This window comes from Stenotrophomonas sp. YJH_SMC_36, from assembly GCF_059369935.1.
The window spans coordinates 454,696-469,712 of sequence record NZ_JCAFTD010000001.1 but is presented as its reverse complement, the minus strand read 5'-3'; the positions used below and the strand labels follow the sequence as shown (position 1 = coordinate 469,712).

10 protein-coding genes are annotated in these 15,017 nt (G+C 68.0%); 4 read left to right on the top strand and 6 right to left on the bottom strand.

The window, feature by feature from the left end; translation table 11 throughout:
- Positions 1-25 precede the first annotated feature (25 nt).
- Together hflC and hflK are read right to left on the bottom strand one after the other, a co-directional pair.
- Positions 26-889: a protease modulator HflC gene (gene hflC, locus AC5P76_RS01970; protein ID WP_053518623.1), complete on the bottom strand. Its 864-nt coding sequence runs from the start codon at positions 887-889 to the stop codon at positions 26-28.
- Positions 886-2,019, bottom strand: a complete 1,134-nt coding sequence (gene hflK, locus AC5P76_RS01965) for an FtsH protease activity modulator HflK (RefSeq protein ID WP_074899529.1) — start codon at positions 2,017-2,019, stop codon at positions 886-888. The genes hflC and hflK overlap by 4 nt, the downstream gene beginning before the upstream one ends.
- A gap of 151 nt (positions 2,020-2,170) precedes the next feature.
- On the opposite strand from hflK, the gene AC5P76_RS01960 reads away from it, so the two are divergent.
- Both AC5P76_RS01960 and pilH read left to right on the top strand, forming a co-directional pair.
- On the top strand, positions 2,171-3,166 hold the full coding sequence (locus tag AC5P76_RS01960) for a YhdH/YhfP family quinone oxidoreductase (protein WP_253118637.1): 996 nt from the start codon (positions 2,171-2,173) through the stop codon (positions 3,164-3,166).
- A gap of 88 nt (positions 3,167-3,254) precedes the next feature.
- Entirely contained in the window at positions 3,255-3,626 is a 372-nt protein-coding gene (gene pilH, locus AC5P76_RS01955) for a twitching motility response regulator PilH (protein ID WP_053518630.1), read from the top strand.
- Positions 3,627-3,744: 118 nt separating this feature from the next.
- Here the strand turns inward: pilH and AC5P76_RS01950 are convergent, their stop codons facing one another.
- Positions 3,745-4,629 carry a DnaJ C-terminal domain-containing protein gene (locus tag AC5P76_RS01950; RefSeq protein ID WP_253118636.1) on the bottom strand — a complete coding sequence of 295 codons (885 nt, stop codon included), beginning with the start codon at positions 4,627-4,629 and terminating at the stop codon, positions 3,745-3,747.
- Positions 4,630-4,890: 261 nt separating this feature from the next.
- Here AC5P76_RS01950 and AC5P76_RS01945 point away from each other — a divergent pair, with 261 nt between their 5' ends.
- Together AC5P76_RS01945 and AC5P76_RS01940 are read left to right on the top strand one after the other, a co-directional pair.
- Positions 4,891-5,373 (top strand): peroxiredoxin, encoded by a 483-nt coding sequence (locus tag AC5P76_RS01945; protein WP_065182640.1) that lies wholly within the window; start codon positions 4,891-4,893, stop codon positions 5,371-5,373.
- Between the two features lie 29 nt (positions 5,374-5,402).
- Complete coding sequence (locus AC5P76_RS01940) at positions 5,403-5,978, top strand: ferritin-like domain-containing protein (protein WP_065182639.1); 576 nt, start codon at positions 5,403-5,405, stop codon at positions 5,976-5,978.
- Between the two features lie 42 nt (positions 5,979-6,020).
- On the opposite strand, the gene pbpC is transcribed toward AC5P76_RS01940, so the two are convergent.
- The 3 genes from pbpC to AC5P76_RS01925 all read right to left on the bottom strand — a co-directional run bounded on the left by pbpC (position 6,021) and on the right by AC5P76_RS01925 (position 14,999).
- Entirely contained in the window at positions 6,021-8,402 is a 2,382-nt protein-coding gene (gene pbpC / locus AC5P76_RS01935) for a penicillin-binding protein 1C (RefSeq protein WP_111186364.1), read from the bottom strand.
- Positions 8,403-8,451: 49 nt separating this feature from the next.
- Positions 8,452-13,359 carry an alpha-2-macroglobulin family protein gene (locus AC5P76_RS01930; RefSeq protein ID WP_495222605.1) on the bottom strand — a complete coding sequence of 1,636 codons (4,908 nt, stop codon included), beginning with the start codon at positions 13,357-13,359 and terminating at the stop codon, positions 8,452-8,454.
- Positions 13,360-13,538: 179 nt separating this feature from the next.
- Positions 13,539-14,999 carry a bifunctional 2-methylcitrate dehydratase/aconitate hydratase gene (locus AC5P76_RS01925; protein ID WP_193396762.1) on the bottom strand — a complete coding sequence of 487 codons (1,461 nt, stop codon included), beginning with the start codon at positions 14,997-14,999 and terminating at the stop codon, positions 13,539-13,541.
- Positions 15,000-15,017: the final 18 nt, after the last annotated feature.

The following is a 15,017-nucleotide window of genomic DNA, read 5'->3' as shown; positions in this document are numbered from 1 at the left end:
GGCCCCGTGGGTAGTGCGTGCGACCTCAGCGATCGCTCTTGAGGTATTGCAGGAACGGGTCGTTCTTGTCGAGCACGATCACGCCGTTGCCGTCGGTCATGGAGCCACGGTAGGCCTCCAGGCTGCGGTAGAAGGCGTAGAACGCCGGATCGGCAGAACCGGCCTTGCCATAGATGCGCGCGGCATCGGCATCACCTTCACCGCGCAGGCGCTGGGCATCACGCTCGGCTTCGGCGATCAGCACGGTGCTGTCGCGGTCGGCCTGGGCGCGGATCGTCAGCGACTGTTCCTCGCCTTCGGCGCGCAACTTGGCAGCCTCCTGCTTGCGCTGGGCGCGCATGCGCTCATACACGTCGTTGATGACCTGGCTGTCGGTCGGCAGATCGACCTGCTTGATGCGCAGATCGATCATCTGCATGCCCAGCCCCGCCACCGCCTCGTTGATGCCCTTCAGCTGCTCGGCGATCAGCTCGCTGCGGTCGCCGGACACCAGCTGCTGCAGGGTGCGCGAGTTGATCTGGTTGCGCAGCGAGTCAGTGATGATCGGTGCCAGGCGGGCATTGGCGATGCGCGGATCGCCGCCGGTGGCACGGAAGTAGTCACCCACGTTGGAGATGTAGCCGATCGCGAAGAAGTCGACGCTGACGTCCTTCTGCTCGGCGGTGAAGTAACGCGCAGGGGCGGTATCAAGCACCTGGAAGCGGCGGTCGAAGACCTTCACCGTTTCCACGATCGGCAGCTTGAAGTGCAGGCCCGGCTTGATGTCCGAGCGCACTACCTTGCCCAGGTTCAGGACCATGGCGGTCTGGTCCTCGCGGACCACGTACACCGAGCCCAGCAGGCCCAGCACCACCGCCACGATCACGGCGATCCAGATTGGACTCTTCATCGGCTGCCCTCCTCACGGCCGCTCGGTCGCCCGGTCGGGCGGCCCGTGGGCCGGCCCGGGTCACGGGAAGGTTCCGCTGCCGTGGTACCCGGCAACGAAGGCATCACCACGTCCGGATTCGGCACGCCGGAGGCCGACGTCGCAGGACGGGTATCGCCGGTCATCGGCACGTAGATCAGCTGGCGGCCATCGCCGCCGATCACCTTGCGGTTCTCGCTCAGCACCTGCTGCACCGTTTCCAGCCACAGGCGCTTGCGGGTCACGTCCGGCGCATCCTTGTACTGGGCCTGCAGCAGGCTGAAGCGCTGTGCATCACCCTCGGCCTTGGACACCACGGCCTGCTTGTAGCCTTCGGCGGTGGTACGGGCGCGCGAGGCCTGGCCTCGTGCTTCCGGCACGACCTTGGCGGCGTAGGCCTGGGCTTCGTTGATCAGGCGTTCCTTGACCTGCTGCGCACCGTTGACCTCGTCGAAGGCCGGCTTGACTTCCTCTGGCGGACGGGCGTCCTGCAGGGTCAGGCCGGTGACGGTCAGGCCGGTCTTGAACGCGCGCAGCAGCGCCTGCAGGCGCTCCTCGGCAGCCGCGGCCAGCGGGCCACGGTTGTTCAGCACGGCGTTGAGATCGGCACGGCCGACTTCCTCGCGCACGGCACTCTGGGCGGACTGTTCCAGCACCTGGTTGGCATCGACCGTGCCGAACAGGTACTGCTGCGGATCATCGATGCGGTACTGGACGTTCAACGACACGTTGACGATGTTCTCATCGCGGGTCAGCACCGGAACCTGGATCGAGAAGGTCTTGATCTCGGTCGCGTTGACCTTGGTGACCGACTCGATCGGCCACGGCAGCTTGAAGTTCGGTCCGGGCTGCAGGATGCGCGAGAACTGGCCGAAGCGCAGCACCACGCCACGCTGCTGCTCGCCGATCAGCTGGAAGCTGGAGAACAGCACCAGCAGCACCAGGGCTGCCACCACCCAGCGGACGATGCCGCCATCGAACAGATCCTTCAACGGCCCGGGCAGCCCGCCCCAGCCACCACCATTGCCACCGCCGCGCGACCCGAACGGCCCGCGTCGATTGTCCTCGGGGCCTTGTCCGCCCTTGTTGCCGCCGGGTGTATTCCAGGCCATGCACGCTCCATCAAGATATGGGCTGCGGCGCGGGCCCTTCCCGCGGCGCCAGCCGTGAACCATCACCGATCATACAAGATGGGGCGGATCGGCAGGATCGAAAGGGGGCGAACGGGGTAAGGTGGCGTTTTCCTCGAAGTCAGGCACGCCGATGGTCCCCACCACCCCGTTCACCGCCTTCCGCATCGAGAGCGACGACGCCGGCTACCGCAGCGGCCTGACCCGGCTGGGGGTCGACGACCTCAACCCCGGGCAGGTGCTGATCCGCGCCCGGTGGTCCTCGGTCAATTACAAGGACGCCCTGGCCGGCACCGGCAAGGGCCGGATCCTGCGCCGCTTCCCGCTGGTGGGCGGCATCGATGTGGCCGGCACGGTCGTGGCCTCCACCGACCCCGCCTGGCGCGAGGGCGACGCCGTGCTGGCCACCGGCTGCGGCCTGAGCGAAACCCGCGACGGCGGCTACAGCCAGTACGTGCGGCTGGAGTCGAGTGCGGTGATCGCGCAGCCGCCCGGGCTCAGCCCGCGCGAGGCGATGGTGCTGGGCACGGCCGGTTTCACCGCCGCGTTGGCGCTGCTGCGCCTGCAGGACAATCGGCAGACCCCGGATCTGGGCCCGCTGGCGGTGACCGGCGCCAGCGGTGGCGTGGGTGCCCTGGCGCTGTCGATCTTCAGCCGCGCCGGCTATACCGTGCACGCCATCAGCGGCAAGCCGGAGCAGGCCCGCTTCCTGCGCGACATCGGCGCCAGCGAGGTTCTGCCACGCGAGGCGTTGGCCGATACCGGCCCGTTGCAGACCGGGCGCTTCGGCGGGGGCCTGGACAATGCCGGCGGCGACATGCTGGCCAGCCTGCTGGCGCAGACCGTGCCCTATGGCAGCGTGGTCAGCGCGGGCCTCGCCGCCAGCCCGAAGCTGGACATGACGGTGATGCCCTTCATCCTGCGTGGCGTATCGCTGTTGGGCGTTTCTTCGGCCAACGCGCCACGCGCCCTGCGCGAAACCGTCTGGGCGCGGCTGGGCGACGACTGGAAGCCGCAGCATCTGCAGCAGATCTGTACGGCGGAAGTCGGCCTGGAGGCGCTGCCGGCGGTGTTCGAGCGCATGCTGGCCGGCGGCTCGCTGGGACGCACGGTGGTACGGATCGACTGAACGTTGCAGGCAGGCGACGGACGGCAGGCGCCGCCCTCCCGCCGGTAATCCGCCCGCACTACACTGCGGGCATTACCTGGGGAACAACATGGCACGCATTCTGATCGTCGACGACTCACCGTCGCAGCTGTTGGGGATACAGCGCATCGTCGAGAAGCTCGGGCACCAGATCCTGACCGCCACAGATGGCGCCGCCGGGGTGGAAGCCGCCCGTGCCGAGCTGCCCGATCTGGTGCTGATGGACGTGGTCATGCCCAACCTCAACGGTTTCCAGGCGACCCGCACCCTCGCCCGCGACGAGGCGACCCGGCACATCCCGGTGATCCTGGTGACCACCAAGGACCAGGACACCGACCGTATGTGGGGCATGCGCCAGGGCGCCAAGGCCTACATCACCAAACCGTTCTCGGAAGATGAGCTGTCCGAGGTGCTGGAGCGGGTGTTCGCCGGGCAGGGCTGAAGCCGCAGCATGCGCGGGTAGCCCCGGGCCATGCCCGGCGAGCGCAGCGGGTCAGGAGCCGCCGGGCATGGCCCGGCGCTACCCCTGGGTTGATTCACCGAGGGCGCTGCACAGGACGTCAGATTGATTCGCCGAAGGCCTTGGCCAGGTTGCGGTATGCCTTCTTCTGCGCTTCGTCGGTGGCGGCCGGGGCAATGATCTCCAGCTCGACGATCTGATCGCCGTCGGGATTGCCCGGCAGGCCGCGGCCGCGCAGGCGAAGCTTGCGACCGGCTTCGGAATTGGCCGGAATCTTCAGCTCCACCGCGCCGCCCAGCGTGGGCACGCTGATGCTGGTGCCCAGCGCTGCCTGCCAGGGCGTGACCTGCAGCGAATACAGGATGTTGCGGCCATCGACCTCGAACTGTGGGTGTGCGGCGTACTCCACCTCCAGCAGCAGGTTGCCACCGTGGTTGCCCTGCCCCGCCAGACGGATCACCTGGCCGGGACGGATGCCCTTGGGCACGCGCACATCCAGCTGCCTGCCGTTGACGGTGATGCGCAGGCTGTCACCGTTGTAGGCGGCCTCCAGCGGCACCGACAGCTTGGCGCGGGTATCGCGGTTGGGTGCATGCCCCTGGCTGCTGAATCCCGCGCCCGGTCCCTGGCCACCGCGCTGGCGGGCGAACAGGCTCTCGAAGAAGTCGCTGAAGCCGCCATTGGGGCCACCACCGCCGAACACTTCCTCGAAATTGAAGCCACCACCACCGTAGTTCGGCGGCACATTGAATTCCTCGCCCGGCCGGTAGCCCTGCGCGCGCAGCTGGTCATAGGCCGCGCGCTTTTCCGGATCGCGCAGCGCCTCATAGGCTTCATTGACCGCCTTGAACCTGTCTTCGGCCCCGGCCTCCTTGCTGACGTCCGGGTGGTACTTGCGTGCCAGCCGGCGGTATGCGGTCTTGATCTCCGCATCACCCGCACTCGGTTCCACCCCCAGGGTGGCGTAGTAATCCTTGAATTCCATCCAGCTACCTCGATTCGCTTCGGCCGCGCCGGTGGCGCCGCCCCGGGTTCATTCTACGCGCCGGCGATGCTACGCCGCCCCTCGTGCGGCCCCGGTGAGGCCGACTGATCCTGCGCAATGCGCCTGCCATCGGCCTGCGCCACGCTGTGGCTGGAACCCTGGCGCGTGCCCCCTGAAGATGGGGCCTGCACGCGGGGTTTCCAATGTCTTGACGCCCCTGTCCCATCCCGTCCACTAGCCTGCCCCAGCAAGGAGTCCATCATGACCATCCATGTCGGCGACCGCATTCCGGAAGTGACCCTCAAGCGCATCCGCGAGGGCATCGAGACGCTCGATACGCACTCGCTGTTCGACGCCCGCAAAGTGGTGCTGTTCGCCGTGCCCGGCGCCTTCACCCCCACTTGCTCCGCCCGCCACCTGCCCGGCTTCGTCGAGAAGTTCGAGGCGTTCCGCCAGCGCGGCATCGAGGTCTACTGCATGGCGGTCAACGATCCGTTCGTGATGAAGGCCTGGGCCGCTGACCAGCACGTACCCGAGGGCCTGCTGATGCTGTCCGACGGCAATGCCGAACTGACCCGCGCGCTGGGCCTGGAACTGGATGCCAGTGCTTCGGGCATGGGCATCCGCTCGCGCCGGTTTGCCCTGTACGTGGACGACGGCGTCGTCCGCGCGGCCTGGATCGAGCAGCCCGGGCAGTTCGAAGTGTCCTCGGCCGAGTACGTGCTGGAGCACCTGCCCACCTGATCTTCCACCGCAAGAGGAAACGGCCAGCCATGTCCAATACGCCAGCCAACGCCAACACGTCTGCCCACCCGCTTCCCGGCATCAGCGACCGCAAGGTCCTGCGCGAACGCGCGCGGCGCAATCTTGAAGATGGCGCGATCACCGAAAGCTACAGTGCCGACCGCAAGGCCGTGATCAAGCTGCTCAACGACGCCCTCGCCACCGAGTATGTCTGCGTGCTGCGCTACTACCGGCATTACTTCACCGCCAAGGGGATGCTGGCCGATGCGGTCAAGGCCGAGTTCCTTGAGCATGCGCAGCAGGAACAGGCGCATGCTGGCAAGCTGGCCGAACGCATCGTCCAGCTCGGCGGCGAGCCGGACCTCAATCCGGACACGCTGAGCGCGCGTTCGCATGCCGAGTACAAGGAGGGCAGCGACCTGCGTGACATGGTCCGCGAGAATCTGGTCGCCGAACGCATCGCCATCGACAGCTACCGCGAGATGATCGACTTCATCGGTGATCGCGACACGACCACCAAGCGCATCCTCGAGGAGATCCTGGCGCAGGAGGAAGAACACGCCGATGAGTTCGCCGACCTGCTGGACGGGTGGATCGGGGAATAGCGCTGCGCGTATCGGATATCGCGTGCCGGCCGGGGCCGGCACCTACCGGAGGACGTTGAAACGCACCTGCGTCCATGCGCCATCGGCGGCCAGTGCGGTCAGCGTATGGGCGCCCGGCTCGGCGAACTCGCGCTGCATCAGCTGAGATCCCCGGGTCTGTGCGATCCAGCGGCCATCCAGCAGCCAGTCCACTGCCTGCTCGCTGCCCAGCGCGCGCAGCTGCAGGCGCACGCCGTGTTCGGCATTGGGCGCGCGCGCCAGCGTGGCCCCGTCATTCAGACCGTCCACGTGCAGCGCCACGCTGGCCTCACGGCCATCGTCGCGGCAGTCCGGTGACAGCGCCGGCAGCTGCGACAGCTCCCGGGTCGCCTTCGGCAGCCACGGCGACAGCAGCGCCGGCCAACGGGCGATTTCGCGCGCCACCTCCTCATGAGGCAGACGACAATCGGCCGAGACGCGCAGACCGGTGCGTGCATCTGCCAGGTAGCGCTGACGGCCCGGTTGCCAACGCCGGGCTTCGCGCTCGGGGAACGTGAGAGGTACGGCGCCGTCGAGCAGGTACGCCGGCATCCGCCGCTGGCACACGGCCGGCGGCAATCCTTCGGCGCGTTCACCGGTCGGCCAGCAGATGTCGCCCTGGCTGACGCTGGCCGGCATCGGTGCCGCCGCCGAATCGCCACGCTGGCGCGGCAGACTGTCGACCACCTCGAACATCAGCGGCAGCGCGGTGACCGCGCCGTACTGGCCCGGCAGGGGCGTGCCGTCGGGCCGCCCCACCCATACGCCCACGGTGTAATGCCGCGTGCTGCCGATGGCCCAGGCATCGCGGTAGCCGTAACTGGTCCCGGTCTTCCAGGCAACGCGGGGGCGCCCTCCCACATCGAAGGTGCCCACGCCATACCCCGGACGCGGGTTCGACTCCAGCATCTCGCGTACGATCCAGCTCGCCCCCGGCGACGCCAACCGCCGCTCGATCATCGGCTCGTCATCGGTGTAGCGCACGCGGCCGGCGATACCGTTGCGGTTCAGTGCGGCGAATGCCCCGACCAGATCTTCCAGCCTCGCGCCGGTGCCACCGAGTATCAGCGAGAGATTGGGGGGGCTGCCCGCGGGAAAACGCAGCTGGATGCCGGCGTGTGACAGGCGCGCGGCAAAGCGCGCGGCGCCGACCCGCTGCAGCAGGTCCACCGAGGGTACGTTGAGCGACAGACGCAACGCACTGGAGGCGCCGATCGGGCCATTGAACGCCATGTCGAAGTTGCCCGGACGGTAGCTGCCGAAGCTCTGCGGCGCGTCCACCAGCAGGCTCTCCGAGTGGATCAGGCCGTCATCCAGCGCCATCGCGTACAGGAACGGCTTGAGGGTCGAACCCGGCGAGCGCCAGGCCTGCACCATGTCGACGTGGCCCAGGCGCTGGCGGTCGCCGAAGGACAGCGTTCCCACGTAGGCGCGCGCCTGCAGGGTCTGGTTGTCGACCACCAGCAATGCCGCCGACGTCCGCTCCGGCAGGCTCGAGAAATAGCTGGCCACGCGCTCTTCCAGTGTACGCTGCAGGCCGATGTCGATGCTGCTCCGGATGCGCGCCTGGCCGGGGTGTGCCGCATGCAGCCGCTGCGCCAGCAATGCCGCATGCAGTGGCGGTCGCAGCGACCGCGCCACCACGTTCTCGATGCGTGCATCCTCCACCTCATCCGGTGTCCACGCCCCCCGTTCGGCCATGCGTGCCAGCACCTTGTCACGTGCCTTCTGCGCCGCTTCCGGATGGCGGTCCGGGCGCAGGCGGCTGGGTGCCTGTGGCAGCACCGCCAGCAACGCGGCCTCGGCATGTGACAGCTGCGCGGCCGGCTTGCCCAGGTAGGCCCAGCTGGCAGCCTCCACGCCCTCGATGGTGCCGCCGTAGGGCGCACGCTCCAGATACAGGGCCAGGATCTCCCGCTTGGAAAGATGCACTTCCAGCTGCAGGGCCCGCAGCACCTGCTTGAGCTTGCCCCACGGGGTACGCGAATGCGGGTCGAGGATGCGTGCCACCTGCATGGTCAGGGTCGAGCCACCGGAAACGATGCGGCCGCCGCGCAGCAGCTGGCCGCTGGCACGCAGGATCGCCAGCGGGTTGATGCCCGGATGGCGCCAGAACCAGCGGTCCTCGTAGGTCAACAACGCCTGCAGGTACAACGGCGAGACGCTGTCGATCGAGGCCGGATAGCGCCACACGCCCTCGGCATCGGCGAACGCACGCAGTGGCGTGCCATCGGCAGCCACCACCAGGGTGCTGGTGTCGCGCTGCTTCGGCAGTGGCGGCGGGAAAACGACGTCCAGTACCAGCAGCAGCGTCAGCAGACCCGCCGTTCCCCAGCGCAGCCACGGCCACAGCGGCCGCAGCCGGCGGCGCAGGTCCGCCTGCCGGGTCGTCATCGCGTTCTTCATTGCAGGTTGCCAGCAGGACGGGCCGCGCCGTCGCGGCCCGTCCGCGCGGTCACGGCTGCACCACCGTGATCGTGGTCGGGTTGCTGCGGCCGACGCCACGCAGCTGCGGCCGGTACATGTCTTCCACCAGCGGCGGCGGCACCGAGTAGGTGCCCGGGGTCACCGCACGCACCAGGTAGAACACATTGGCCTTTCCGCCGCGCGAGAGCTTGAGCGCAGCCACGTAGCGGTCGTCGCGGAACTCCTCATGCTTGGTATCGGCCGCGTCACCGCGGTCGCTGATGGTGATGCCATCGACCACCACGTCTGCCCACTGCTTGGCATCGCCCAGGTTGAAGTTCTCGATCTCCAGGCCGGCCGGCAGCAGATCGGTCAGCAGCGCATCCGGCATGGTGGTGTCGGCACTGACGGTGACCCGCACGATCAGCGCTTCGCCTTCCTTCAGCGGGCGCGGCGACCACGGCTTGCCGTCGGTACCGAAGTAGCTGCGCTCGACACCGATCACACTGTTGTCCGGCGCGGGCGCACTGCGCGGGATGCCCGCCACATCGATGCTGGCGAACATCGGCGGCTGGCCCTGCGGAGTGAAGCGCACTCCGCTGGCCAGTTCGCTGGCGCTGAAGGTGCGGCCGAACAGCTTGCGCTCGCTGATCGATTCACTGTTGCCACCGATCACCAGCTCGCCGGCCACCAGTGCCTTCTGGTTGGCCGCCAGCGCCTTGCCGAGGCGGGCAATGGCGACCTGCTCCTGCGTGCTCAGCCACATCCAGCCGGCGTTGCGGCGCGCATCCAGGCCGCGGCCGAGATCAACCGCACGCGCATCCCATGCCGGCTTCGCCAGCTTGTTCTCGTGGGTCAGCGCGATCATCAGCGCATCATCACGGATCGCGCTGCCGTAGTCGCCGAAGTACGACGGGCGCTCGCTGCTGGACTTGGCGAAGGCAGCTTCCAACGCGGCCTGGCCTCGCTTGGCGTCGCCCTGCAGCGACAGCGCCACACCCAGGTGGACCAGCGACAGGCCGCCAACCGCCTTGCTGCGCTCGTTGTCGTACAGCGTGCGCAGCGTACCCAGCGGCGCACGGTTGACCCGGGCCAGCACGTAGCCGGAATACGCCTGGTTGGCGAACTTCAGCTTCTCGCGCTCGTCCTGCCCGTAGAACGGGTTGCCGCCGGACAGCAGATCCTCGCTGAGACGGTTCAGTGCCTTCTGCAGCACGTTGTCCGGTACGGCGAAGCCGGCATCCCGGGCATCAAGCAGGAACTCGGCGATGTACGGGGTCAGCCACGGGTTCACATAACCATCGTCGCCCCACATCGAGAAGTTGCCGTTGGCCACCTGCATCGACGCCAGGCGGCCGAACGCGCCCTCCATGCGTTCGCGGCGGGTCTTGGCATCCAGGCCGTCTGCGCCGAGCATCGACGACGTGGCCTGGTCCAGGATCAGCGCAGCGTAGCCCTTGCTGGTGGTCTGCTCGGCGCAGCCATACGGGTAATTCAGCGCGCCCTGCAGAGCACTGGCAAACGGAATCGGGGGCAGCGGGCTGACCAGCAGGCGCGCATTGACCGACTCGGACATCAGGCCATCGGCCAGACCGCTGTCGAGGCTGACCGCCGCCAGCGGGTCGAGCGTGCGTACCTGCGAGCGCAGCACCTGCGGCCATGCCGCACGCACCGGCAGGTCGTAGCGGCGGTCGGCCTTGAAGCCATTGCCTTCCACCCGCACCCGCACCTTGGCCACGCTGTGGCCTTCGCGTGCCGACAGCGGGAAGCTCAGCGTGGTCTTCGCATCGGCGTTGAGCTGCACGCTGCGGATGCCCTCGCCCAGGGCCAGCGGTCCCTCGCTGTCCACGCGCACGTTGAACTGGCCGGGCTTGCCGGTGAAGTTCTGCACGTCCAGCGTCACGGTGCTGCGGTCGCCCGGGGCGAGCACGCGCGGCATGCTGGCCTCGGCCAGGATCGGTGCGCGCACCACCGTTTCCACGTCGCGCTTGCCATACTGGTCATCGCTGTACACCAGCGCCGACACGCGCAGCGTGCCGTTGAAGTCCGGCACTTTGAGGCGGATGCGGGCATTGCCCTTGGCATCAAGCTGTACCGGCCCGGAGAACAGATCCACGGTCTGCACGCGCGCGGTCGGCCGCTTGGCCTGAGGCAGGGACTGCAGCGCCATGTCACCGCCGAACTTCAGCTTGCCGGCGCCGCCGTCGAAGCTCTCGATCACCCGGCTGTAGATGTCATAGGCATCGATGCCGAGGCGGCGCTGGGCGAAGAAGTGCGCGCCGGCATCGGGCACGGGGAAACGGGTGATGTTGAGGATGCCCACATCCACCGCCGACACGGTGACGTGCGCAGCCTTGCCGGCCAGCTGCGGTGCGCTGACCGTCACCGGCAGATCCTGTTCCGGGCGCATCTGCTTCGGCGCCACCAGGCCGACGGCCACGGTGCGGCCCCTGCGGTCCATCGGTACGTGCACCACGCCGACAGCGCGCGCCGGGGTGATCTTGCTCGGCGCACTGCCGCCCCGGAACACCAGCGCGGTGATGTAGACATCGTGGCGCTCCCAGTCAGCGGTGACCGGGATGTTGAAGGTGGCACCGGGTTTGGCGTCGATGTCCTGCACGTACAGCATGCGATCGGTCTCGACCATCAGGATGCCCTTGCCGGCATGCGGCGGCGTCACCGTCACCTGCAGGGTGTCGCCCGCCTTGTAGCCGGTCTTGTCCAGGCCCAGCTTGACCTTGTCCGGGCGCGCATCGAGACCGCGATTGTCATCGCCCCAGCTCCAGCCGGCACGGAACGGATAGCGGCTGGTCAGGCCGGTGCCCGGATCGAACACGTCCACCCGGTACTCGCCCCACTCGACCGGGACATCGAACGCCACCGCGCTGCTGCCGGCATCGACCGTGCGGGTTTCCTTGTTCTCGAACCGACGGGTGAAATCGTAGTCCCAACGGTTGTCGTTGAAGGTCCAGTGATAGTCACGCAGCTCGCGCACCAGGGTGATCTTCAGGCCCTTGGCCGGCTGCGGCCGGCCGGCCGCGTCCACGCGCACCAGTTCGAAGCGTGCGTTGCTGTTGGAGTCGGCACCATCGTCGGGGTTGAACAGCGGACGCACGCCGACCAGTGCATTGGCCGGCCACATCACCCGCTTCAGGGTGCGGGTCACGGTCCGCCCACCGGTCTCGTACAGGCTGCCGGACAGCACCACCGCGATCGGCGCCTTGGCCTTGGCCGCTTCTTCCGGCAGCGTCACGTCCTCGCGCAGCTGGCCGTTGGCCGGCAGCGTCGTGTCGATCACGTCCTTGGCCTCGCGCGGCAGCTGCAGGGTCGGGTCGCCGAAGAAGTAGCCCGGCAATCCTTCGACCGGCTGCTGTTCGGCTGCCACGGCCAGGCGCGCGGTGAAGCGGTTGCCGTCAGCCGGCGCGCCGTACAGATACGCGCCATCGGCCTGCAGACGAAGATCTTCGCCCGGCTTGAGCGTCTTCTGCGGGCTGTCCAGGTCCAGCTTCATCCGTTCGGGCAGGAACTCTTCGATGCGCAGGGTCATGCCCTGGATCGCTTCCTTGCTGGCCGGATCGGTACGGAACTCCACCTGCCAGCGTCCTGTCGGCGCCTCGGCCGGGATGACCTGCTCGAAGGCGATGTAGCCCTGCTCGCCCGGCTGCAGGCGGGTCTCGCGGAAGGTCTTGCCGTCGGGCTGCTTCAGGCGCAGGAACACCGGCTGCGACTTGACCGGCTTGCCATCATTGTCGCGCAGCAGCGCGGACAGGCGCACGGTCTCGCCCGGCCGATAGAGGTCGCGGCCGGACCATGCGTAGACATCGAACCAGGCATTGTCACGGCCGGCAACGGCAAACTCGCTCAGGTCCAGGGCCGGCTGGTTGAAGGGCAGGAAGCTGGTGTCGCGACCACTGCTGGCCACCAGCACGTGGGTGGCGTCGAGCGTGTAGTTCAGCAGCGCATTGCCGTTGCCATCGGTACTGCCCTTGAGCACCACCTCGCCTTTGCCGTCGAGCACGCGCAGCTCGACGTTCTTCAGCGGTGCTCCGTCCTTCAGTCCGGCGGTGTGGACGAACAGCTTGTCCTTGTAGGCGCGCGTGTGCAGGCCGATGTCGCTGACCGAGAAGAACGCGGTGTCGAACTCGCCCTCGTAATCGCCCGTGCGCTTGAGCAGTGCGAAGTACAGGCCCGGCTCCTGCAGCTCCTTGATGTCCTGGGTTGGCAGGTAGGTCAGCACCCGCTCGTTCTGCTTGCCGCCGAGGATGAAGCGGTTGACGTAGACCGGCTCGGCCAACGCATTGATCGGGCTGCGCTCGTAGTCGCTGCTCAGTTCCCAGCTGCCACGACGGCCGCCGCGCTGGTACTGGCTGAAGAAGGTCGGCAGATCCTTCTCGCGCACGCGCAGGAATTCGACGTCGACCTCGGGAACATTCACGGAGACAACCGGCAGGCCGCGGCTGTCCTTGGCCGGCAGCACGCTGCCCTGCGAGGCGAAGCCGGCCACCGGCTTCAATTCGCCACTGAACACCTTCTGTTTCAGCTCCTTGCCCAGCCGGCTGCCATCGGCGGCCAGCAGGTCCGGCGATACCACCAGGCTGAACTCCTTGCCGGCTTCGACGAACGGATAGCGCAGGGTCAGTCCGTCATCGGACAGGGTCCAGCTGCTGTCGTCGGTGCCGACCTTCTCCTCGAAGCGCACCAGCGTGTCGAAATCCTGCGTGCCGACCAGCGGGCGCGAGAACTCCAGCGCCAGCGACAGGCCGTCATTCTTCTGGTCCGGGTAGGCGCGCAGCAGGGTGAAATCCTTCACCTGCTCGGCCTGGGTGGTAATGGCCTCGCCACTGGCCTTGGGCAGCTGCCCGCTGTCGTTGCGGCAACCGGCCAGACCCAGCAACAGGCCTCCTGCCAGTACCGCCGCCGCCCATCCCCACCGCTTGCGCCGTGCCGGACCGCTCATGTCGTCACTCCTTGATCGAGGCGGCCATTATAGGCGCGCCGCGTCAAGGTGTTGGCGCGGATCCGGCAGGAATACATCGGAACGGTAGCGCCGGGCCATGCCCGGCGGTCCCGGTAGCGGCCAACCTTGGTTGGCGTTGGGCCCGTGCCAACCAAGGTTTGCACCTACCAAGGCGCGCCCTACCCCGGCCGGTACAGATCCACGTAGTCGGTCACCGGCATGGCCGCCAGCGCCACCGGGTCCAGCGAGGCCGCCAGGATGCGCTGCTGCTGGGTGGTGGGGAACCGATGGGCCAGATGCCGCCGGAACTTGTCCATCAACAGGGGCATGCCCTCGTCGCGTCGCCGGGCGTGGCCGAGCGGGTACTCGACCAGGACCTCCGGCAGTTCGCTGCCGTCGTTGAAGCGGACGGTCAGGCCGTTGGCGATGCTGCGCTTGTCCGGGTCCAGGTAATCCGCGCTGAGCTGCGGGTCTTCGTGGCAGGTCATCCGCGCGCGCAGCGCATCGATGCGGGGGTCAGCAGCGACATCGTCCTCGTAGTCCTCAGCCACCAGCCGCCCATGCAGCAGCGCGATGGCGACCATGTACTGCACGCAGTGGTCGCGGTCGGCCGGATTGTGCAGCGGGCCGCGCTTGTCGATGATGCGGATGCAGGCCTCCTGCGTGCGGATGGCGATATGCGCGATGTCATCGACGCTGCGCCCGCCTGCCCGCAGCTGCGCGTGCAGCGCGACCGCGGCCTCCACTGCGGTCTGGCCGTGGAACTCGGCGGGAAAACTGATCTTGAACAGCACGTTCTCCATCACGTAGCTGCCCAGCGGCCGCCCCAGCGTCACCGCCTGACCATGCATGGAGACCGCTTCGAAGCCCCAGGTGGGAGCGCTCAACACGCTGGGATACCCCATCTCGCCGCTGGCCGCCATCAGCGCCAGGCGCACGCCGCGACTGGTGGCATCGCCGGCGGCCCAGCTCTTGCGCGAACCGGTGTTGGGCGCATGCCGGTAGGTCCGCAGCGCCTGGCCATCGACCCAGGCCAGCGACAGCGCATTGAGCATGCGCTCGCGATCCAGGCCAAGCAGGCGGGCGACCACGGCGGTGGTGGCGACCTTCACCAGCACCACGTGGTCCAGCCCGACCCGGTTGAAGGAATTCTCCAGGGCCAGCACGCCCTGGATCTCGTGCGCCTTGATCATCGCCACCAGCACATCGTGCACGGTCGGCGGTGGACGACGCAGGGCCGCGGCATTGCGGCCCAGCCAATCGCAGACGGCCAGGATGCCGCCGAGATTATCCGACGGATGACCCCACTCGGCGGCCAGCCAGGTGTCGTTGAAGTCGAGCCAGCGCACCATCGCGCCGATATTGAACGCCGCCTGCACCGGATCCAGCACGTAGTGCGTTCCCGGCACGCGCGCGCCGTTGGTCACGCTGATGCCCGGCACCAGGGGCCCGAGCAGCTTGCTGCAGGCCGGGAAGGACAGCGCTTCCAGGCCGCAGCCGAGGGTATCCAGCAGGCAGTAATGCGCGGTCTGGAATGCCAGTGGCGAGTCGATGCGCACGTCGCGCACGTAATCGACGATGTCCTCCAGCAGCGCATCCCACGCGGCACGTTCGTTGGACGGGGTGTGGCTGTCGGACATCGTCTGTTCTCCGCTGAC